The 19,955-nt window shown below is 66.8% G+C and carries 19 protein-coding genes and 1 pseudogene; 10 read left to right on the forward strand and 10 right to left on the reverse strand.

The window, feature by feature from the left end:
* Nucleotides 1–93 precede the first annotated feature (93 nt).
* The gene (locus tag ACTWP8_RS14835; protein WP_443322615.1) at nucleotides 94–711 is read left to right on the forward strand and encodes a hypothetical protein; all 618 of its coding nucleotides are present in this window, start codon (nucleotides 94–96) and stop codon (nucleotides 709–711) included.
* 83 nt (nucleotides 712–794) lie between these two features.
* Here the strand turns inward: ACTWP8_RS14835 and ACTWP8_RS14840 are convergent, their stop codons facing one another.
* From ACTWP8_RS14840 to ACTWP8_RS14865, 6 genes are all read right to left on the reverse strand, one after another.
* Nucleotides 795–1,874 carry an ABC transporter ATP-binding protein gene (locus tag ACTWP8_RS14840; RefSeq protein ID WP_443322616.1) on the reverse strand — a complete coding sequence of 360 codons (1,080 nt, stop codon included), beginning with the start codon at nucleotides 1,872–1,874 and terminating at the stop codon, nucleotides 795–797.
* A gap of 1 nt (nucleotide 1,875) precedes the next feature.
* On the reverse strand, nucleotides 1,876–2,979 hold the full coding sequence (locus ACTWP8_RS14845; protein WP_443322617.1) for an ABC transporter ATP-binding protein: 1,104 nt from the start codon (nucleotides 2,977–2,979) through the stop codon (nucleotides 1,876–1,878).
* Nucleotides 2,976–3,821 carry a carbohydrate ABC transporter permease gene (locus ACTWP8_RS14850; RefSeq protein ID WP_443322618.1) on the reverse strand — a complete coding sequence of 282 codons (846 nt, stop codon included), beginning with the start codon at nucleotides 3,819–3,821 and terminating at the stop codon, nucleotides 2,976–2,978. The genes ACTWP8_RS14845 and ACTWP8_RS14850 overlap by 4 nt, the downstream gene beginning before the upstream one ends.
* On the reverse strand, nucleotides 3,818–4,696 hold the full coding sequence (locus ACTWP8_RS14855) for a carbohydrate ABC transporter permease (RefSeq protein ID WP_443322619.1): 879 nt from the start codon (nucleotides 4,694–4,696) through the stop codon (nucleotides 3,818–3,820). Before ACTWP8_RS14855 ends, ACTWP8_RS14850 begins: the two co-directional genes overlap by 4 nt.
* A gap of 81 nt (nucleotides 4,697–4,777) precedes the next feature.
* Nucleotides 4,778–6,382 carry an extracellular solute-binding protein gene (locus ACTWP8_RS14860; RefSeq protein ID WP_443322620.1) on the reverse strand — a complete coding sequence of 535 codons (1,605 nt, stop codon included), beginning with the start codon at nucleotides 6,380–6,382 and terminating at the stop codon, nucleotides 4,778–4,780.
* A 19-nt stretch (nucleotides 6,383–6,401) separates the two neighbouring features.
* A complete protein-coding gene (locus ACTWP8_RS14865) occupies nucleotides 6,402–7,427 on the reverse strand; it encodes an NAD(P)-dependent alcohol dehydrogenase (RefSeq protein ID WP_443322621.1) in 1,026 nt (341 codons plus the stop codon).
* Nucleotides 7,428–7,609: 182 nt separating this feature from the next.
* On the opposite strand from ACTWP8_RS14865, the gene ACTWP8_RS14870 reads away from it, so the two are divergent.
* Nucleotides 7,610–9,394: a sigma-54-dependent Fis family transcriptional regulator gene (locus ACTWP8_RS14870; RefSeq protein WP_443322622.1), complete on the forward strand. Its 1,785-nt coding sequence runs from the start codon at nucleotides 7,610–7,612 to the stop codon at nucleotides 9,392–9,394.
* Between the two features lie 141 nt (nucleotides 9,395–9,535).
* On the opposite strand, the gene ACTWP8_RS14875 is transcribed toward ACTWP8_RS14870, so the two are convergent.
* Nucleotides 9,536–10,612, reverse strand: coding sequence for a protein kinase family protein (locus tag ACTWP8_RS14875; RefSeq protein ID WP_443322768.1), 1,077 nt, complete (start codon nucleotides 10,610–10,612; stop codon nucleotides 9,536–9,538).
* A gap of 293 nt (nucleotides 10,613–10,905) precedes the next feature.
* Here ACTWP8_RS14875 and ACTWP8_RS14880 point away from each other — a divergent pair, with 293 nt between their 5' ends.
* A complete protein-coding gene (locus ACTWP8_RS14880; protein ID WP_443322623.1) occupies nucleotides 10,906–12,282 on the forward strand; it encodes an IS1380 family transposase in 1,377 nt (458 codons plus the stop codon).
* Between the two features lie 256 nt (nucleotides 12,283–12,538).
* Nucleotides 12,539–12,940, forward strand: a pseudogene (locus ACTWP8_RS14885) (IS982 family transposase); the annotation flags it as partial.
* A 19-nt stretch (nucleotides 12,941–12,959) separates the two neighbouring features.
* On the opposite strand, the gene ACTWP8_RS14890 reads toward ACTWP8_RS14885, so the two are convergent.
* Both ACTWP8_RS14890 and map read right to left on the reverse strand, forming a co-directional pair.
* The gene (locus ACTWP8_RS14890) at nucleotides 12,960–13,397 is read right to left on the reverse strand and encodes a PaaI family thioesterase (RefSeq protein WP_443322624.1); all 438 of its coding nucleotides are present in this window, start codon (nucleotides 13,395–13,397) and stop codon (nucleotides 12,960–12,962) included.
* A 49-nt stretch (nucleotides 13,398–13,446) separates the two neighbouring features.
* Complete coding sequence (gene map, locus ACTWP8_RS14895; RefSeq protein ID WP_443322625.1) at nucleotides 13,447–14,214, reverse strand: type I methionyl aminopeptidase; 768 nt, start codon at nucleotides 14,212–14,214, stop codon at nucleotides 13,447–13,449.
* 62 nt (nucleotides 14,215–14,276) lie between these two features.
* Here map and ACTWP8_RS14900 point away from each other — a divergent pair, with 62 nt between their 5' ends.
* From ACTWP8_RS14900 to ACTWP8_RS14925, 6 genes are all read left to right on the forward strand, one after another.
* Nucleotides 14,277–14,546 (forward strand): helix-turn-helix domain-containing protein, encoded by a 270-nt coding sequence (locus ACTWP8_RS14900; RefSeq protein WP_443316820.1) that lies wholly within the window; start codon nucleotides 14,277–14,279, stop codon nucleotides 14,544–14,546.
* A gap of 393 nt (nucleotides 14,547–14,939) precedes the next feature.
* Nucleotides 14,940–15,500 carry a hypothetical protein gene (locus ACTWP8_RS14905; RefSeq protein WP_443322627.1) on the forward strand — a complete coding sequence of 187 codons (561 nt, stop codon included), beginning with the start codon at nucleotides 14,940–14,942 and terminating at the stop codon, nucleotides 15,498–15,500.
* A gap of 188 nt (nucleotides 15,501–15,688) precedes the next feature.
* Nucleotides 15,689–16,930 carry an MAB_1171c family putative transporter gene (locus ACTWP8_RS14910; RefSeq protein WP_443322628.1) on the forward strand — a complete coding sequence of 414 codons (1,242 nt, stop codon included), beginning with the start codon at nucleotides 15,689–15,691 and terminating at the stop codon, nucleotides 16,928–16,930.
* Between the two features lie 243 nt (nucleotides 16,931–17,173).
* Nucleotides 17,174–17,857, forward strand: coding sequence for a hypothetical protein (locus tag ACTWP8_RS14915; protein ID WP_443322629.1), 684 nt, complete (start codon nucleotides 17,174–17,176; stop codon nucleotides 17,855–17,857).
* Between the two features lie 199 nt (nucleotides 17,858–18,056).
* Nucleotides 18,057–18,692: a nucleotide-binding protein gene (locus ACTWP8_RS14920; protein ID WP_443322630.1), complete on the forward strand. Its 636-nt coding sequence runs from the start codon at nucleotides 18,057–18,059 to the stop codon at nucleotides 18,690–18,692.
* Complete coding sequence (locus tag ACTWP8_RS14925) at nucleotides 18,689–18,955, forward strand: hypothetical protein (RefSeq protein ID WP_443322631.1); 267 nt, start codon at nucleotides 18,689–18,691, stop codon at nucleotides 18,953–18,955. The genes ACTWP8_RS14920 and ACTWP8_RS14925 overlap by 4 nt, the downstream gene beginning before the upstream one ends.
* Before the next feature lie 267 nt (nucleotides 18,956–19,222).
* Here the strand turns inward: ACTWP8_RS14925 and ACTWP8_RS14930 are convergent, their stop codons facing one another.
* Nucleotides 19,223–19,924: a FadR/GntR family transcriptional regulator gene (locus ACTWP8_RS14930; RefSeq protein WP_443322632.1), complete on the reverse strand. Its 702-nt coding sequence runs from the start codon at nucleotides 19,922–19,924 to the stop codon at nucleotides 19,223–19,225.
* Nucleotides 19,925–19,955: the final 31 nt, after the last annotated feature.

Consider the following 19,955-nt stretch of genomic DNA (forward strand, 5'->3'; position numbering starts at 1 on the left):
CGTATCCGGCGGCGCCGCGTCCGCGTTATCCCGTTCCCCGGGGCGCGCAGGGTCTGTGCGTGGTCACGCCTCACCGGCTCAGGCGCCGACAGAATGAACACGACCGGCACCGACGTCCTCCCCCCGCTGTACCCGCATCCGACGATCGTGGTGCTGCCCGGCGGGGCCGCACACGCGGGCGGCCGGTTCATCACGGGCGCCGAGGACTGCCGGGACCCGCTGGACGCCGCGTGGGACCATGCTCACGAAGTGGCCGCTTGGTGCGGACGAGAGGTCCGGGTGAGCGTCGGACGCGCCAACGGCACCGTTGAGACCTATGCCCTCGGCCTCCACGGCGACGGGCCGCACCTCATCACCTTCCCCGTCCCGTCCCCTCCGGCACCCGGTCCCGGATGGCGCGAGAGCGTGGCCGACCGGCATGACGTTCCGGGGTACTACGCAGCCCGGGCCCGCGACTGGAAGACGGCGGCTCGGCTGTGCATGACCGCTGCTGAGCGCCGTCACCGCCTTCGCGCGCCCGGACCCAAGGCCGGACACGACCTCGACAACGCGGTCAGGGCATGGCTGAACTTCCGCGACGACCCCGAAGCGCTGGCCATGGGCTTCGAACTGGCCCACGTCCTCATCCGCCTTCAGCCCCACCAGCCCGGGCCCATCGCTTCCGTCCTCCGCCGCGTCACCCACCTCATCCGGCCAGGAGCGAGACCGTGACCACTCCCCGTACGGCTCTCAGCGACTCTCCAGCCCCCTTGCAGAGCCGGCGCTGCCAGACGGGCCGTCGGCAAGAACACGATCTATGGCTGGAGTACCAGGCGACCGTCCGTATAGGGGAGCGCCTTGGCGCGCGGCAGATGCACCAGGAACTCCTCGATCGCCGGAACTCCGTCCTCCCGCGGCACCTTCGCCTTGATGAGCTGGCCGGCCACCTCGATCTCGAGGATGCGCTGCGGGCCGTGGTCCCGGACGCCCCGAAGCCTGGCGGGAAATGTGTTGGGTCCAGGATCCGTGGCGACTTTGACGTATTCGGGCCGCACTCCGACCTGGACCTGGGTGGTGCTCTCCGGGATGTCCCACGCCAGGGCCAGGGTCCGGCCGCCCAGAGAGAAGTTCCCGGGGGCCCGGTCCACGGTCAGGAAGTTCATGGCCGGTGATCCGATGAAGTAGCCGACGTACGTTGACGAGGGGGCCTCGAAGAGCTGCTCCGGAGTGCCCTGCTGCATGGCCTGGCCATCCTTCATGACCAGCACTTCCTGCGCGAAGCTCATTGCTTCGTACTGGTCGTGGGTCACGTAGATCACGGTGGGCTGGAACTGCTCGGTGATCTCACGGATCTTGCGCCGCAGCGAGTGCTTGAGCTGCGGATCGATGACGGTCAGCGGCTCGTCCATCAGGACGGCCGCCACGTCGTCGCGGACCAGACCACGACCGAGCGAGATCAGCTGCTTGTCGTCGGCGGTGAGCCGCCGGGCGGGCTGCCTGAGCCGGTCATCCAGGTCCAGCGCCTCAGCGACCTGATGGACCTTGGCATCGATCCTCGCCTTGTCCCACTTGCGGCACTGCAGCGGGAAGGCGAGGTTCTCGTACACCGTCATCGAGTTGTAGATGACGGGAAACTGGAACACCTGGGCGATGTTGCGCGCCTTCGTGGGCAGAGCCGTGACGTCGGCGCCGTCGAACAGCACCTGGCCCCTGGATGGTTTGACCAGCCCGGACAGGATGTTCAACAGGGTCGTCTTGCCGCAACCCGACGGTCCGACCAGCGCGTAGGTCTTGGCGGCCTCGAATGTCAACTTGAGCGGCTTGAGAGCCCATTGCTCCTCGTCGGCACCCGGCGCGTAGCTGTGCCCGACGTCGACGATGTCCAGCTGCGCCATATCAACGCCCTTCCACTGAAGCGAGATCGTATGAAATGAGATCGCTCGAAGGCGGCCGCACGAGCGTCCCCTTCTGGTCGAAGGCGAACAACCGGTTGGGACGGAGCCGCAGTTTCACCAGGTCACCGAGGGCGATGTCATGGATGCCCTCGATCTGTACGACGAACGGGGTGTCGCCGACGGCCACGTGAACGAAGGTCTCGGAGCCGGAGATCTCCACGAAGGTGACCTCGCCCTCGACACCGGCGGAGGCCAGGCTGACGTCCGTTGCCCGGAGGCCGAACTGGTAGGCACCGTCGGACAGGTCGGCGAGATGCGCGGAGACGTGCGTGGCCTGGAAGCCGGCCACCGTGACCTGACCGCCCTCGATCCGGCCCGCGAAGATGTTCATGGGCGGGTCGTTGATGATGGACGCCACCGTGGTCGTCGCCGGGCGCTCGAAGACCTCCTGGGGAGTGCCGGTCTGGAGGATCTGTCCCTCGTGCATGACCAGCACCACGTCTCCGAGCATCATCGCCTCGGCGGGTTCGGTGGTCGTGTAGATCACTACCGTGTCGCCCTGGTCCGAGAAGAGGGTCTTGAACTCGTCGCGCAACTGTTCACGCAGCTTGTAGTCCAGGTTTGCCAGCGGCTCGTCGAGCAGGAGAATGCCCGTGCCGCGTGCCATGGCGCGAGCCACCGCGACGCGCTGCTGCTGGCCACCGGAGAGCTGAGACGGTTTGCGCCGCTCGAAGCCGGCCAGACCGACACTGGCCAGGCTCTGCCGGACACGTCGCTGAATCTCACCCCGTGACAGCCCGGCCCGCCGGAGCGGGAAGGCCACGTTGTCGAAGACGTTCAGATGCGGGTAGTTGATGAACTGCTGGTAGACCATGGCGGTATCGCGCCGCCAGACCGGCGTCTTCAGGAAGTCGGCACCTTCCCTGGTCAGGGAGCCGGAGTCCACCCCCTGCAGACCGGCGAGCACGCGCAGCAGCGTCGTCTTCCCGGCCATCGTCCTGCCGATGACGGTATGCAGCCGTCCCGGCAGAAAGGTCGCGGTCACGTTCTTGAGATGGTCGACGCCGTCGACGGACAGGCACAGATCAGTGGCGCTCAGGTTCATCGGACCGCTCCCGACAGGTTGCCTTTGGACAGATAGCGCTCCACCCACAGCGCGAGCAGGATCAGCGGGGCCACGCCGAACAGCGCGGCGGCGGACAGGGTCCACCAGGGCGGGACTGATGAGTTGAGGGCGACGACCGCCTGGGGCAGTGTCTGGACCTCGGTGAAGGTCAGCCTGAAGGCGAAGAAGAAGTCGTTCCAGCCGAACACCGCGCAGAACATCGCCGCCACGGTCAGCCCCGGCAGGGAGTTCGGCAGGATCGCCCGCACGAAGGTCTGGAACGGGCCGCATCCGTCGAGCATGGCCATCTCGTCGATCTCACGCGGGATGCCGTTGAAGAAGTCCACCATCACCCAGACCGCGATCGGCAGCAGCAGGGCGACCGTCACGATGACCAGGCCCAGGATGCTGTCCAGGAGGTTGACCTGCTGCAGGAGGAAGAAGAAAGGGATCACCAGGACGACGGGCGGCATGATCCGTTGTGACACGAAGAAGAAGACGATGTCGCTGTTCTTGATGAAGCCGAGCTTGAACCGGTAGCGGGACAACGCGTAGGCGGCCAGGGAGCCGAGGGCGAGGCTGATGGCCGAAGCGGCGATGGTGATGATGGCGCTGTTGAGGAAGGGATTGATGACATCGATCCCCCCGGCTCCACCGAAGATGTTGCGCCAGCCGGTGGAGGCGGGTTCGTACTGGACCCATGGGAGGTAAGTGGCGCCACCCTGGACCCCGTTGGCGTCCTTGAAGCTGGTCGTCATGGCCCAGAAGAACGGTCCGGCGACGAAGCAGGCCCAGAGTGCGATCACGGTGTACTTGAATACGGGATAAAGGCGCGAGCTCATGAGTCTCCCTTCAGCTTGAGGGCCCTGGTGAGCAAGGCGGCAACGACCGTAAGCGTGACGATCATCAGGACCAGGTAGGTCAGGGACATCGCCCCGCTGTACCCGGTCTGCTGATCCCTGAGCCCTTGGATGTAGAGGTAGTAACCCGGAGTCTCCGTGGAGGAGCCCGGCCCTCCGGAGGTCAGCACGTAGACGCTGTCGGAGAGCTTGGATGCCTCGATCAGCCGGATGATGACCGCCGCCACCGACACCGGCGCCATGAGCGGGAAGGTCACCTTCCAGAAGGTGCGCCACGTGTCGGCGCCGTCGATCGCGGCGGCCATGAACGGTTCCTTGGGGAGGCTCAACAGGCCGGCCAGCAGCAGCAGGAACATGAACGGGGTCCACTGCCAGACCTCGACGGTCATCAGTGCGGTCAGTGCGGGCCCGGACTCGGTGAGCCAAGGAATCTCGGTGAGGCCGAGCCTCCCGAGCAGGTCGTTCACCGGCCCCAGCGACTCGTGGAAGATCGTCTGCCAGATGGCGGCCATCACCACGGGAGTGGTCATCATGGGAACGAGGAACAGCACCCGCCAGAGTCGACGGCCGCGTACGTCACGCCACACCAGCAGGGCCATCCCGAACCCGATGACGTACTGGATCAGGACCGTGCCGCCCGCCAGCAGGATCAGGCGCATGATGGACGCCCAGAAACGGCTGTCGTGCAGCATCGTGACGTAGTTGGCCCCTCCCACGAAGTCCAACTGGGGGTTGCTGACGTTCCAGCCGGAGAAGCTGACACGAATGGTGAACAGGAGCGGGAAGATGATGATCAGCGCGAGCGTGAGCAGTCCCGGGAGCAGGAACATGCTCTTGTGCCGACGCAGGACGTCCATGGTTCTCCTTGCGGAAGTGCGGGGCGCCCCCCTGGGTGGCCGAGCGGCGGCCGGCCACCCAGGGAGCGTCCTGCGATCGGGTCAGGAGTAGTCGTAGTCCTCGAGCAGCACCACGTTGCGATAGGCCTTCTGGACCTTGTCCTTGCCGATCTGTTCGGTGATCTTGGACCATTCCTCGGCCACGTCGTCCAGCGCCCGCTGCGGATCCTTCTGGCCTGCCAGAGCAGCCGCGACGCCGTTCGCCAGTGCGGACATGTACCCGTTGACACCGGGTACGCGCAGGTCGAAGACGCGGTTGCTGCTCTTCTCCATGCCGGAGAGCGTCTGCACATACGACTTGGCGACGTCCTTGTCCCAGCCCTGCTTCTCCCAGAAGGCCGCATCGAAGTGGGACTCGCGGTACGGGTTGACACCGAAACGGCCGATGGTCAGGTCCAGGGCGGTGTTGGCCTCGTTGCTGAAGAAGCACAGGTAGTCGAAGGCCATCTGCTGGTTGGGCGCGGCCTTGGCCACCGCCGAGGTCCACCCCCACGTGAAGTAGGGAGCCTGGTTCGGCTTCTTGTCCCACTTCTCCGTCTGGCGGTTGTAGACCTCCTTGGATCCCGGCAACGGCGCCGCCTCGACCTTGTTGCGGATCTTGCTGTCCTGCTGCTGGGCCTGGATGAACGCGTCGTCCCACGAGTAGGACATCAGCGTCTGGCCTCCTCCGAACGAGAAGATCTCATCCCCGAGACCGAAGTTGGCGCCACCGGGTGCCCAGGTCTTCTCGGCCTTCACCATGTCTCCCAGGGCGCGTACGAAGCCGGGCGTGTTGATCAGCGGCTTCATGGTCTCGACGTCGAAGAAGAGACCACCCTTGACGTCCGGGTGCTTCACATAGGGCGCCGCACGGCTGATGAACGCGGAGAACGTCAGGTCGTCGCGCTTGGTCACCTCGGCACTGCCGAAATTGCGCTTGCCGTCACCGTCGAGGTCCTTGCCGCTGAAGAACGCGGCGACCTCCTGGTATTCGCTCCAGGTCTGGGGGACCCGCAGGTCCTTACCCGTCGCCTCCTTGTACGCGGCCTGGCGCTTCGGGTCCTTCAGGACATCCGTCCGGACCTTGAGGTAGTGCCGGTCACCGTCGACGGGGTACTGCACGACCTTCCGGTCCCAGGTCGCCACGTCCATATAGGCCTGCGTGACGTCCTTCATGCCCGGGGTGTCCAGATACTTCTTCGGCACGGGCGCCAGATAAGGAGCCATGTCGCCGATCCACAAGGAGGGGTAGAACATGACGTCGTACGCCGGCTGGCCCGCCTGCAGGGGCGTGAGGATCTTCTGGTGCAACTCCCCGAAGGGGACGTTGACCACCTCCACCTTGGCCCCGGTGATCTCCTCGAACTGCTTGGCATGCAGCTGGGTCGGCTCGCCGATGACGGGGACGGCGTGGCTGATGATCTTCAGTGTCTGACCCGAGTAGTCCTTGCGACTGATCGACTCGTAACTGCAGGGACCCGGGACGTCCTTCACCTTCGTCTTCGGGTAGTTCTTGCCGTACTTGCTGTAGCTGATATCCGAACCGGGCTTGAACAGCGCGGGCTTGTCGGGCTTGTTCTCGGCCTGGCTCTGACCGGTGCATCCGGTGGCGGCGAGGGCCGCGACGGCTGTGGCGGCGACCAGGCCTTTGTACGATCTGCTGCGCATGGGTCTGCTCCTTTCGGCGTCAGGGGATCAAGATCGCTCGGCCGCGCACGGCCCCGGCTGCCAGGTCGTCCAGCGCGTCCTGGAAGGAGGTGAGGGGGTACCGCTGGGTGTGCAGGCTGACCTTGCCCTGAGCGGCGAGGACCATCAGCTCGGAGAGGTCGTTGTAGGACCCCACGAGGTTGCCGATGAAGTTGATCTCAGTGGAGATGACGTCGATCGTCGGAACGTCGAGGTGTCCGCCGTAGCCGATGACGTAGTAGTTGCCGTTACGGCGCAGGCAGGCCACGCCCACCTCGACGGCACCCCCCTCGCCGACGAAGTCCAAGACCGCCTCCGCCCCGTGCCCTCCGGTGAGTTCCAGGACGCGTTCGGCCTCGGTCCCGTCCGCGAGAAGCGTGTGTTCGGCACCCAGCTCCTTGGCGAGGGCGAGGGCATCCGGGCTCCGGTCGATGACGATGATCTCGACCGGTGAAAGGGCCCGCAGCACCTGAATGCCGATGTGCCCGAGTCCACCGGCGCCGATCATCACGGCCCGGTCCCCTGGCCGCAGGACCCGGGCCGCCTTGGCGACAGCGTGATACGCCGTGAGCCCGGCATCGGCCAGGGCCGCCACGGAGGCCGGCTCGAGGGACCGGTCGAGTGCCACGACCGAGCGGGCGGTCGTCTTGAGGTACTCGGCGTAGCCGCCGTCGGTGTCGATCCCCGGGAAGGACGAGTTCATGCAGTGCACGTCGTCGCCGGCCCTGCAGGCACGGCACAGACCGCAGGTCACCAGCGGGTGCAGGATGACCGGGTCGCCGACGCCCACGTGCGTGACGGCCTCTCCCACCGCCTCCACCCAGCCGGCGTTCTCGTGGCCGATGGTGTAGGGCAGGGCGACCCCGCTCTTCTCACTCCACTGTCCTTCGAGGATGTGCAGATCGGTGCGGCAGACCCCCGCGCCACCGATCTTCACGATCACATCCAGCGGGCCGGTGATCTCCGGATCCGGCACATCGACGAGCACGGGCGGCTCGTCGTACTCGATGACCTGCACGGCTTTCATGGCGGCTCCTGCGAGTCGGCGGGTGGGTAGTGCGCCGATTACACAGCCCGCCGATCGCAGGTCGATGTCTCAGAAGCCGTCCGCGGATGTATCAATGTGATACACGCCATAGGCGCGGCGCCATCGAGCTGCTCCAATCACTCCACCGAGGGTTTGTGACGCGCGCCATACGGGAGTGTTAAATGCCCCGACGTGAACCTGGCAGCTCCCTGACAGCCGCCCGAGAGCTCTATCTGGAAGTCACCAAGGATCCGAGCGCCCGTCCGCTCGTGGTTGCCTCGTGGCAGCGCTCGATGGAATACGACGTGAAGTCGAGCTCCCTCGACGCTCCGTATCTGGAGAACCCCAATCTGGACAGCCCGCTCGCCAGGGCGGCGATACCGATCGTGAACAAGCTGCACGAGCAGCTCGCCGACGACCCGGTGTCCACGATGATCACCAACCGGAACGGCGTGGTGCTGTCCCGGGTGGTCTCCCACGAGGGTCTGACGACACGGCTCAACCGCGTGTACCTGGCCCCGGGCCACGTGTTCTCCGAGCGCTATGTGGGCACCAACGGCATCGGAACCGCGCTGGCCAGCGGCCGCCCGGTCATGATCTCCGGAAGTGAGCACTACGTCGAGGCGCTGCGGGACTTCCACTGCGCCGCCGTGCCGATCCTGCATCCCACCCGGCGCACGCTGCTGGGAGCCTTCAATCTGACCACGGGCCGTCAGGGCTCTGCCGGAATGCTCATGGCTCTGGCCCGCTCTGTCGCGGGCCAGATCGAGAGCGAGATCGCCGCGATCAGTTCGCGGCGGGAGCGGGCGCTGTTTCACGACTACATGGAGGCGTGCTCCTCCGTGCGCCCGGGGCCTGTCCTGGCCCTCAATCGCGATGTCGTCATGATGAACGAGCAGCTGAGTGCGGCCGTAGCCGGACCGGATCACTACGCGCTGCTCGACCATGCCCGGGAGATCGCCGACGACCCGCGGTTCGAAGGGACGCGGAGCATCGCCCTCCCCTCCGGCCGAGTCGCCGAACTCCGGGTCAGCCGCAGCCGGCGCGAGAACAGCGATGCGGGCGCGATCTTCCGAGTCCGGGTGATCGGACGTCCTCAGCCCGGACCGGTCGTCGCCGCTGGACCTGCACGATCGAGCCTGGGATTGGTGGGCTCCTCCCCACAATGGCTGCGCGCGGTCGCCGAGAGCGAAGCGGCGTTCATCGCCGGGTCCTGGCTTCATCTCGTGGGCGAAGCCGGTGTCGGCAAGTGCACGCTGGTCGAGGCCCTCCACCGGGCCCATGGGGCCGGGGGCCCGCTTGCGATGATGGAAGCGCCGCTGTCGGAGTCACCGCACGTCGCCGAGGTGTGGCTGCGCGAGGTCCGCGAGGTGCTGGCCGTGCCGTCGAACGTGGTCGTCCTGCGCGATGTCCACCTGCTGGGCGACCACCTGCGCCGACAGCTGAGGACCCTCCTGACGGACCTCGATCGGACGGCCACCGGGCAATTGGTCATGACGAGCCAGCCGTCCATGGTCGGTGCCGACGACCAGCTCGACGACGTGTGCGGCGCCTCGGTTGAGGTGCCGCCGCTGCGTCATCGCTATGGAGACATCGAGCACTTGGTCCGGTACTTCCTGCTCAAGTACCGGCCGAGCGGGGAGCGCGGCTGTTCCCCGGATGCCCTTGCGATGCTGCAGCGATGCCCCTGGCCGGAGAACGTCCGGCAGCTCGAGTCGGTGATCCGTGGCCTCGCACGGCGGCCTTCCGGCCGGACCATCCGAGTGGAGGATCTGCCGCCGGAATGCCGGGTGTCCTCGCACAAGGTCCTGACCACCATCGAAGCGCTGGAACGTGATGCCATTCTGCGGGGGCTGATGGACCGTAACTCCAACGTCCAGCGCACGGCACAGGATCTCGGGATCTCCCGCGCCACCATGTACCGCAAGATGCGACGTTACGGGATCGTCCCGTCGAGCCTCACCTAGACGAGTAGTTCCTTGTCCGAGCTGTTGCGCGGGTTTGATGTTGAATGCGCGCGTGGTCGGGCCAGCGTCGTGCCCTGGGGTGCTGCTGGAGGCCGACGTAGGGTGACTGATCCATGTCGAGTGCTGGCCTCCAGGCGTCCGTCAGTAAATGGAGGAGCTGTACATCCCGCCAAGCTGGCGGATCTTATCCAGCGGGTACGGGGTCTGCCTGCTCTGGCGCTGGAGCTCGCGGTTGAAGTCCGATATCACGGCGGTGATTGGCGCATGCCGGGCGATGATCGCTGCGGCCTCCTCTGGGATTCCTGTGGGGCGCTTGCCCTCTGCGTAGGCGCGCACCAGCGCGTAGCGTCCGTCCCGGTCCTCCCTCTGGTACCCGTACAGAGCGGTGACCAGCCAGTTCACCAGATACGTGGCGGTGTAGCAGCGGTCGTAGGCCTGATGCCGGTCGAAGAAGTCGGCCTCGTCCTGTGACAGCTCGAAGCGGGAGGAGATCGCGAGGCCGAAGTCCGCGAAGTAGAGGCGCCGACCGTCGGTAAGGATGTTCTCGAAGTGCGCGTCGAAGTGCAGGAGCCCCCGCGCGTTCATGAACGAGGTTCCAGCTTCCAGGTTCTTCTCCACCATGGCGCAGGCCCGGTCGGCGGCCTCGTCGCCTGCTTCGATCTGAGTGCCCAGCCACTGGTGCAGGTTCTGCGGGATGTACTCCAGGAACAGCGCGACGCTCGCCGAGGACTGCTGGAGAGCCTCGATCCGGCGGCGCACCTGCGATCCGCCGCCCCAGTAGGCAACAGCCCGTTCGACGTCGGCCAGTTCCTCGGGCAGGGGCGTCGAGTCGGGCAGCACCCTCCAGTGGTACATCAGGGGGAAGCCCTCGTCTTCCGCCGCGAGCACCCAGTTCGTCGTCATGGTGTGCACGGCGAGTTCTCTCCAGGCCCCGAAGCCCGGCCCGCCGATGGTGCCGATGCCGTACTGGCAGAAGACGGGCAGCTCGAACAGGTTCGCCGTGGACCGGACGTGCTCAGGTTGCCTCTCCAAGTCGGTGAGGGGCACCCGCTTCACGAAGACCGGGGTTCCGGCGACCTCCAGCAGGGCCGACTTCCCGCCGATGCCGGATCCGGTCGGCACGGCAGTGTCCACGAGCTCGCGCAGGGCGCGATCACTGCACAAGGCCAGGGATGTGGAGACGGCACTATGGGCAGTCAGACGCGCACCGCGCGACATGTCAGGGAACTTCACTCGGCCTCCACCTTGGTGCCGACCTCGATTCTGCAATGGCTACGCAGTCCCACCGAGCGCAACGACGTGTGGCTCTGCGGTTTGGCCTCCGGAGCGAGCAGAGGGCGTCCAAGATCCGTGTGTGACGACAGACCTGAACACCCTCCTGACCGCACTCTAGCCTCGGGCTTTCACGAGGGTCTTGTCCGGTCCTTGATCAAATAGGTGGAGAGTGCTCCTGACCTGGGAAGGGGCTTGTCGAAGGCTCTGTCCGCCGCAGGAAAGAAGGCACTCTCCAGGTGAAGAAGCGTATCGGGTCCTACCCGCGTGTCCGTGTCGAGGGCGGCGGTCATGGGGTGGTCACTCAGGCCGGGGCCGTGCTGCTGGTGGAGACGGTCCGCAAGACAGGGCTGGATCAGGCGATATCGGCGGCACTGGCGCCGTGGCGTAAAGCGCGGGCGGTGCACGATCCGGGCAAGATCCTGCTGGATGTGGCGCTCGTGGTCGCGCTCGGCGGGGACGGCCTCGCGGATGTGGGCATGCTGCGGGCGGAGCCGGGCGTGTTCGGGCCGGTGGCCTCCGACCCGACGGTCTCCCGGCTCATCGACACGCTGGCCGGGAGCGGACCGAAGGCGCTGGCGGCAATCCGCGCCGCGCGGGCCGAAGTGCGCGAGTATGTGTGGCAGTTGGCCGGTCCGTCGGCGCCGGATGCGGGCGGGCAGGTGATCGTGGACCTGGACGGGGTGCTGGTGAGCGCTCACTCCGAGAAGCAGGACGCCGCCGCGACCTGGAAGAAGACGTTCGGACACCACCCGATCATGGCCTTCGTCGACCACGGCAGCGGTGGCAGCGGGGAGCCGGTGGCGGGTCTGCTGCGGCCGGGCAACGCGGGGAGCAACACCGCTGCCGATCACATCGAAGCCGCCCAACTGGCGCTGGTCCAGCTGCCGAAGACCTACCGGCGCGGGCGGCGGACGCTGATCCGTACCGATTGCGGTGGCGGCACGCATGAGTTCGTGGCCTGGCTCATCAAGCGCGGGAGGTGGCTGTCGTACTCGGTCGGCATGACCATCACCGAGGCCATCCATCAGGCCGTCCTCAAGGTGCCGGCCTCCACGTGGACGCCCGCGATCGAGCCGGGCGGCGGTATCCGCGACGGCGCCTGGGCCGCCGAGCTCGACGGCGACTGCCTCAAGGGCTGGCCCAAGGGGATGCGGCTAATCGTCCGGAAGGAACGACCGCACCCCGGTGCCCAGTTGCGCTTCACCGATGCCGACGGGATGCGGCTGACCGCGTTTGCCACCAACACCACCGGTGTCCCGATCGCCGCCCTCGAGTTGCGACACCGCCAACGCGCCGGGGCCGAAGACCGCATCCGTGCCGCCCGCGCCACCGGCCTGCGCAACCTCCCCCTCCACGGGACCGCGCAGAACCAGATCTGGCTGGAGATCGTCCAGATCGCCCTCGAGCTGCTGGCCTGGATGCCGATGCTCGCCCTGACCGGCACCGCCCGGCTGTGGGAACCCCGCCGACTGCGGCTCCGGCTGTTCTCCGCCGCCGCCCAGCTGGTCACCACCGCCCGCCGCCGGCACCTGAGATTCACCCGCCACTGGCCCTGGACAACCGTGATCACCAGCGCGATCCAGCGGCTGCAGGCCCTGCCGAACCCCGGCTGACCAGCGACAACGACCTGTCCCTGCGAGCAGCACCACTTCACCGGAGCCGTGGACCCGGCGCCCACCCGGCGCGACGCCGGGCCATCGGCCTGCTCGCGCGCCGAAAACAGCACCGAGGAACAGGAAAGAACGGCCATCGGCAAGCTGACAGCCCATCACGCAAGATCTAGGCTAGGTGAAGATCGACGACGATATTGGAGGAACCCGGCGCCTCGGTAGACCCCCGCTGCTCAGTGACTCCGAACTCGTCTGTGACGGCTACTGCGCGTCCCACTCCCGGTTGGCGGCGATGCTCGAAGTCGACGCCGATACCTGGTCGCCTCGCGTGGTGGCATCCTGTTCGTCACGGACAAGGGATTCCGCGTGCAGGCCGTTCGAGGAGGACGTCGTCACGCAGGGCATCGAGCTGCTGCGGCCGTCGCTCAAGCGGGAGAAGAAGCGCTACGGAGAGCCGATGCTCAAGAAGGTCCGCCAGCTGATCGAGTCGGTCAACGACACCCTCAAACGGCAGCTTGACCTGGAGCGACACGGCGGACGGACCTTCGAGGGCGTGGTCGTCCGAGTGACCCAGCGTGTGCTCGCGATCGCCGTCGGCATCTGGCACAACAATCTGACCGGCGCAGCAGTCACCCGCTCACTGATCGCCTATGACCACTGATCACGTCGGAACTACTCGTCTAGCACAGGGTCTGGATTCGTGCGGTCGCGGTCGCCACAGCCACCGGCCTGTCGTCGGGGCCGATGAGCTCACCGGCGAGAAAGCAGACGTCCTTGCCGCGCTGCACGATCCGTCCGAGCCCCAGAAGCCGTCCGGGGCGGGCGGGACGGAGGAACTGAACATGGAGATCGAGCGTCGGCGCAAACTGGTCTTCCGGCAACGTCGCGACCAGCGCCGGACCCAGGGTGTCGTCGAGCATCGCGGCCAGGAACCCGCCCTGGATCACGCCGACAGGGTTCGCGAACTGATCGCCTGCCTGGAACGCCACCTCGATCGTCCCCTGCTCCGGATCCACGCCGACCAGTTCCCAGCCGAGGAGCAGCGCTGCAGATGGCGGTGGGACCCGCCCCGCCTGCACATCCCAGAACAACCCACGCCTTTGCGTATCCGTCTCCATGAGCCACATTGAACAGGTCGCCACTGACAACCTGTGAGCCGGTTGGAGTTCAGGGCAGGGTGAGAATTCGGGGGCCGTCTTCGGTGACGGCGATGGTGTGTTCGATGTGGGCGGCTCGGCTGCCGTCGTTCGTGCGCAGGGTCCATCCGTCGGGGTCGGTGCGGTAGTCGTTGCGCCCTCCGGCCATGAGCATGGGTTCGATGGCGAGGGTGAGGCCGTGGCGCAGGGGGAAGCCGCGGCCGGGTCGTCCGTGATTGGGGACGTGGGGGTCTTCGTGCATCTGGCGGCCGATCCCGTGGCCGCCGAAGTCGACCGGCATGCCGCAGTCCATGTTGCGGGCGACCGTGCTGATGGCATGAGAGATGTCTCCGATGCGGTGGCCGACGGTGGCTGCGGCGATGCCTGCGTCCAGGGCTTGCTGGGCGGCGGCGATGAGTTCGAGGTCGGCGGGGCGGGGGGTGCCGACGGTGAAGCTGATCGCAGCGTCGCCGGTCCAGCCGTCGAGTTCGGCTCCGCAGTCGATGCTGACCAGGTCGCCGTCACGCAGGCGGTAGCCGTCGGGGATGCCGTGCACAACGGCGTCGTTGACGGAGGCGCAGATCACGGCGGGGAAGGGGATGGGGGCGAAGGAGGGCTGGTAGCCCAGGAACGGAGAGCGCGCTCCGGCCTTGGTCAGAACGGTGCGGGCGGCTTCGTCGAGCTCGCGCAGGCGAACTCCCACGGCTGCCGCTTCGCGGACGGCTGCCAGCGCGTGGGCCACGACGCGTCCTGCTTCACGTATCGCCTCCAGTGCCGTGTCGGTCTTGATCTCCACCATGTGTCGTGACTCCCTGCGAGCTGGTGCTTGCCAATACTTATACCGGTATTAGTATCACGGGCATGGTGAGAACTCCTTTGAGCCCGCAAGAGCGCCAGCGCGGAGAGCGCTTCGGGGCACTCCTCCGCCAAGCCCGCGGTGACCGCAGCATGGTGGACGTTGCGGCAGCGGCCGGGCTGTCCGCGGAGACGCTCCGCAAGATCGAAACCGGCCGGGCCCCGACCCCGGCCTTCTTCACCGTGGCTGCCCTGGCCCACGCGCTGGAACTGTCACTGGATGACCTGGCTGCTGCCTGCGCGGGGGATGCCGACCGCGGCGGGCAGGCGGCGTGATCGTAAGGGGAGCCCATCTGTCGATCGACGCCATGGGCCACGGCGCGGTTGTCCGTGCGGGCCTCGAGGCCAAGGTGTCCGCCCGGGTGCGGGATGCAGGGTTGCGGGAAGCGGCATGCAGGGCCCCGTGAAAACCTTGAACGGGCTTGTCAGGCCAGGGGATGGAGGCTGGCCCAATCCTGTCGCTGCCGCGACGCGGCGTCCCCTCGTCGGTGAGCGGGCGGCGCATCTGCGCGAGTAGCGGGAGGAAGTGTCGGACTCGGACATGATCAGTCCCCGGAGCGTCAACGGACTGATACTTTGGGTTTCATATGAGTGACGCATGAGGCGGTATGAGCCACTGGGGACGTGGATCCGGACTCACACCCAGAGCGCCCGACCTAGGACGGCAGCATGGACCGGCATGAGCTCGACAAACTCTGTGATCAGATGCTCGAGCGGTTCAGCCTGCCGCGGTCAGCCACGTATCAGGACGCCTGTCGTCGGGTGTGCGAGGTGATGAGCGACCTCCTCAACGCCTGCGTCGAGGTCAAGTTCGTCCGCATGCGCAGTAGCGGGCTCAGCGGGGCGACCATACGGCTCCGCGACGGATCGTATGCCGTCCTGTGCGCGAGCTCTCGGTCCTGGTACCACCGCCTTGGAATCCTGCTCCACGAGCTCGCGCACGTGGTCCTCGGGCATGAGGGCATCGGCCCGGCGCACCAGGAGAATCTCCGCCAGTCGGATCTGCCCAGCAAGATGCTGCGCATGATCGCAGCCCGAACCACGCTCGCCGAAGAACAGGAACGCGACGCCGAAGCATTCGCCGACAGGCTCCTGTGTCTGCTGACTGAGCGTCAGGACTTTGAGGAGGCCGAACTCAGGTCGTCGGAGGTGGCGCCGCAGGTCATGCGGGCCGCCGAAGTCTGGGGTTCCGGATCGAAGAAGTCAAAGCCGTCCGACCCGTCGGAATGAAGGGCCCCTGGCTATCAGCTTCGGCCGCCGCGCGATCCGTTTCCGGGACCCCTCATCGAGCTCAACCAGCCGGACACGCCCGGGAATGAGGAGTGAGGATTGGGCATTCGGAGTGCCGGCCGCCGTGCCATGCGGTCGGTGTGCACATTCTCACGGTGTACGGGAAGAACGACTCCCGAGGAAACTCCGTGATCTTTAACATCGTTTTCCTCAGTGTTGCCACCGTGTGGACGTTTGCGTTCGCTCACAAGTTCCGGCAATTACGCGCCCATCACGGCAGTCCCAGACTGTTGGTCATGTGTGCAGCCGTGTTCTTTCCTGCCGTGGCCACATGGCTGGCCGTACCCGCGACCCAGCAGGTGATCAACCGGGTGACCGGCTGGCCCAATGTCTCCATCCTGCTGGTGGCCAGCCATTTCACCGCGATTTCCGCATCCTGGCTGACGCTGGGCTTGTTCGTGCGCCATTCGGCCGATATGGCATGGAAGTGGGCGCGTTGGGTCATAGCCGCCTACGCCTTGGACATTGTCGCCATGGCCGTCCTGTTCAGTTTGTCGAACGTCCCCGTAGAGCGTGTGCACAACGATTTCGCCGTCACCTATGTGCCGCATCAGCTCACGGTCTTCGCCTTCTACATGGTTTATCTCCTGCCGGCAGCGGCCGGGACTCTCATCTTGGCCTACTGGTGCCTGACTTGGGCGAAGATGGACGACTACGCGCAATTTCCGCGGCTGCGCCGCAGGTTACGCCTTCTCGGCTTGGCGGGCGCCTCGCTCAATGTCTACATGGTGTTGATGGTGGTCAATGTCATCGCGGTGAGATTCGATCTCTACGACTCGGGACCCCAGATCAAGGCGCTCGCACTGACGGTCCCTACGGTGAGCGCTCTGTCGCTGTTCTCGGCGGCGGTGGGGACTTCGTCGCTCCGTGCCTGGCTGAGCCGGTGGCGGGACTTCTTCACCCTGAGGTACCTGCACCGCGCGCTTCGGCCCGTGTCCCCGGGCAGCGTCATGGTCATCAACCGGCAGAGGCTGGATCCGTATCATCGCGTGCGCCGGATCGTGATCGAACTCAATGACTGGCGGTTGATTCTCAAGCCCCTCTTCGATCCCGCGGTATACGGGGCTGCCGATCGATGGGGCCGGGAATCCGGCCTGACGGGCGAGAGGCTCACAGCTGCTGTCGAAGCGGCCCAACTCCGCGCTGCTCTCCGGGCGTGGCAACGGGGAGAGCGAAGCTTGGAGAGTGCCGAGGCGCATCCCGACGATGAGCAGATCCTGGACGCCAGCAGCATCGAAGCCGAAGTCGACTGGTGGCTTCGGGTGGCCCGCGCGTACAAGAGGGCCACCGAGCGGTCTTCGCTCTCGGGAGGGGTGATCCGACCGCACCGACCAGTGCCGTTGTCCTCAGGGGAGGAAGGAGGCGGCTGACCTCCCCGTCAATATGGGGTTGATTATTGCCGAGTTCATACCGCAGTAGTGATAGGTAATGACCTTATGCCACGGGAGTATGCTAGTCTCCGGGTGCTTTGGGCCGACAGCAGCGGCTTCCGCGTGACTGGTCGGCCGCGGGGTTGGCGCACCCGGTTCGGTGATCGCTGTGGAGGTGCCGCTATGGCGAGGGGGCCGTGCCGGTCGTTTGCGGCCGTGCTGGATGATCTGTGCCTGCACCCCGTGAATCGTTCCCAGCGTTACACCAACGCTCAGCTGGCTCAGTTCGTCGTCGCCAACGGCGGCGACATCACCGAGGGTTACATCTGCCTCCTGCGCAAGGGCCGCCGGGCCAACCCCACGCTGCAGACTGTCCAGGACCTGGCCGCCGCGCTCGAGGTGAGTCCGGCCGTCTTCGTCGGAGGACGCGAGGAACGTCTCGGTGACGAGCAGCCGCGCCGGTCGTTCCCTGACAAGCTGCGCCGCCTGTTCCGCGTGGCCCACCCTTCGGACCGGGGCCCGTACACCCCCGAGGAGGTCGCACGTTCCATCAGCAGCGACGGTCGGTACGGATCGATCTCCTCCAGTTACATCCGCGAACTGCTCAACCCGCCGCCGCAGCCGCTGCCCAACCCCCGGCTGAAGCATTTGCTGGGGCTGGCCGACCACTTCAATCTGGCCGACGACGACGGGCCGCAGGCGGTCTACTTCCTCGATGACCACCTGGCGGCCAGGATCGATGCGGAGCTCGACGACTACGCGGCCTTGAGGGACGCCGGAGTCCTGGAGTTCGTCACCAGGATGGCTGAATACGCACCGCAGTGGAGCCCGCACAGGCGCCGCCAGGCCATCGACAGCATCTCGCACGCCCTCGAGTCCGGAGACAGCACCTGGAGGTTTCCGTGCAAGAAGGGCGATGCTCAATGAATGCGAGCGTGGTTCAGCCAATTGGCGATTCCGTGCAAGTGGGCGGGCGGATGATCCCGAGTCCTCCGTCGCGCCGTAATCCGAGGCCGTCGCCGAGCCCGTAACCGACAGCGGTTTCTGCCTGCTTGCGAGTGAATGATGGAACTCCGCTCTCGCGCCGACCATGTCCAGTTGATCACGCCCACTATGGTTGGCTCTCGTGCTGCTGAGCTGTGCGTTTGTGAACCTCAAGCCCGGTGTCGGAAAGACGACCAGTGCCGTCTGGCTGGCCCATGCGCTACACGAGTCGGGGTATTCACCGCTGCTGGTTGACGGCGATCCAGCCGCTTCCGCGCTGCGGTGGAGCGAATTGGCCGACGGCTTCCCGTTTCCCGTCATCGCCCTGCCGGTGGGGGACGTACACCGTCGTGTGAACGACTTCCTCGGCAGACGGCAGGCCGTCGTACTCGACGCGCCGCAGTTGGAGGACCATCCTCGTATCGCCCGCAGCATCATGAGGTACGCGAGCGAGTGGATCGTGCCGGTGACCCCCGCTCCCATCGAACTGGACCGGATGGCCCCCATCCGCGGTGAGATGGGCGACGTGCAGTCCTTGCGCGCCGAGCCGGCCCGTACCGCAGTCCTGCTGAACAGAACCAATCGTCCCGACGCCACGCGCACCGGCCCCGATGCCGACGCTCGCGAGGCGCTCACCGAGTGGGGCTTCGAGGTGCTGGACACCCAGATCGCGCGGCTCGACTTGTACGCCCAGTCGTTCGGGAGCCCGGTCCAGGTCAAGGGCTCGGCGTACATGGACCTCGCCGAAGAACTCATCAAGCGTCAGGAAGCGGCATGAACCAGCGCAAGAACAGGTACCGCGCGGCATTGGAGCGCGGACAGGACACCGCCGCGCCCCGGGCTGCCAAGGTCACCACGCTGCACAGCAGATACGTCCGGGTGACCATCGAGGTGGACCCGGACCTGCAGCGACACGTGACGCGATGGGCGGGCCCGCCGGTCTCCGCGCTTGTGCTCGCCGGCACGACCGTCCTGCGCACCCTGGCCGACACCGCCGCCAGGGTGCCCCAATCCGTCGGCGGCGCCCGTCGTACGGAGTAGCCGACGAAGGCGCCCGCCCCGGGACGCGCCCTCGTCGGCCCGCCCGCCCCGGGACGGGCGCCTTCGTCGGCGAGATCAGGCGGCGACGGGTGCGCCTTGGGCGGGTGGCGGTCCCTGACGGGCCAGCATGGTCCGGTCGATTCCCGGGCCTTCGCTGCCGGTGCGGATCACCCAGTGGTCCCCTCGCCTTGTAGAAGGACCAGCCGAAGGCCGACACGTAGAAGGCGCGCACACGCTCCACGTCACTGGCGTGGAGCTCGCAGTGGATCAGCTCGGGGTGTCGTCCTCCTCCACGGGAGGCATGAAGGCGCGCAGCCACCGCTCCGTCTGGGCGACGTGAGCCTGTGCGGCACCGGCGGCGCCGACGGGGTCGCGGTCGGCGATGGCGGTGGCCAGGATGCGGTGGTCCTCGTCGCTCTTGCGGCGCAGCTCGGGCCCCGCGGGGAGGGTGAAGACCTGGTACTTGCGCGAGCGGGCGCGGAAGACCGACAGCAGGGAGGCCAGGGTGGGGTTACCGCCGGCCAGGGCGATCTCCGCGTGGAAGCGGTGGTCGAGCTCGGAGGCCTTGGTGGGGTCGTCGGTGGCCTCCATGGCCTCGATGAGCGAGGAGAGCGTCCGCACCGTCTCCGGCGTGCAGCGCGCCGCGGCCTGGGCCGCGACGTGTGCTTCGAGCACGCGCCGGATCTCGTAGACCTCCAGCAGGCCGGGCAGCGGCAGGAGTTCGAGGGTCAGCGAGAGGCTGCCGATGATGTCCTCGGGCCTGAGCGGGGAGACGTACGTGCCGGAGCCGTGCCGCGGCTCTATGACGCCCAGGGCGGCGAGCATCCGCACGGCCTCGCGCAACGACCCCCGCGAGACGCCCAGTTCCTCGCAGAGCTCGCCTTCCGGAGGCATGCGTTCGCCCGCGCCGAGACGCCCCGTCGCGATCATGTGCCGTAGGCCGTGGAACGCCTTGTCGACTGCGGACATCCGACTCCTCCCGTGATGGGACCGGCGACAC

The organism is Streptomyces sp. 7N604, assembly GCF_052245475.1.
Lineage (GTDB): Bacteria > Actinomycetota > Actinomycetes > Streptomycetales > Streptomycetaceae > Streptomyces.

Coding starts and splice junctions, on each gene's coding strand:
- ACTWP8_RS14860 (WP_443322620.1), bottom strand. CDS start 6,382: ATGCGCAGCAGATCGTACAAAGGCCTGGTCGCCGCCACAGCCGTCGCG.
- ACTWP8_RS14930 (WP_443322632.1), bottom strand. CDS start 19,924: ATGTCCGCAGTCGACAAGGCGTTCCACGGCCTACGGCACATGATCGCG.
- ACTWP8_RS14925 (WP_443322631.1), top strand. CDS start 18,689: ATGAACCAGCGCAAGAACAGGTACCGCGCGGCATTGGAGCGCGGACAG.
- ACTWP8_RS14855 (WP_443322619.1), bottom strand. CDS start 4,696: ATGGACGTCCTGCGTCGGCACAAGAGCATGTTCCTGCTCCCGGGACTG.
- ACTWP8_RS14850 (WP_443322618.1), bottom strand. CDS start 3,821: ATGAGCTCGCGCCTTTATCCCGTATTCAAGTACACCGTGATCGCACTC.
- map (WP_443322625.1), bottom strand. CDS start 14,214: ATGGTGGAGATCAAGACCGACACGGCACTGGAGGCGATACGTGAAGCA.
- ACTWP8_RS14840 (WP_443322616.1), bottom strand. CDS start 1,874: ATGGCGCAGCTGGACATCGTCGACGTCGGGCACAGCTACGCGCCGGGT.
- ACTWP8_RS14890 (WP_443322624.1), bottom strand. CDS start 13,397: ATGGAGACGGATACGCAAAGGCGTGGGTTGTTCTGGGATGTGCAGGCG.
- ACTWP8_RS14900 (WP_443316820.1), top strand. CDS start 14,277: ATGGTGAGAACTCCTTTGAGCCCGCAAGAGCGCCAGCGCGGAGAGCGC.
- ACTWP8_RS14905 (WP_443322627.1), top strand. CDS start 14,940: ATGGACCGGCATGAGCTCGACAAACTCTGTGATCAGATGCTCGAGCGG.
- ACTWP8_RS14875 (WP_443322768.1), bottom strand. CDS start 10,612: ATGTCGCGCGGTGCGCGTCTGACTGCCCATAGTGCCGTCTCCACATCC.
- ACTWP8_RS14865 (WP_443322621.1), bottom strand. CDS start 7,427: ATGAAAGCCGTGCAGGTCATCGAGTACGACGAGCCGCCCGTGCTCGTC.
- ACTWP8_RS14870 (WP_443322622.1), top strand. CDS start 7,610: ATGCCCCGACGTGAACCTGGCAGCTCCCTGACAGCCGCCCGAGAGCTC.
- ACTWP8_RS14845 (WP_443322617.1), bottom strand. CDS start 2,979: ATGAACCTGAGCGCCACTGATCTGTGCCTGTCCGTCGACGGCGTCGAC.
- ACTWP8_RS14835 (WP_443322615.1), top strand. CDS start 94: ATGAACACGACCGGCACCGACGTCCTCCCCCCGCTGTACCCGCATCCG.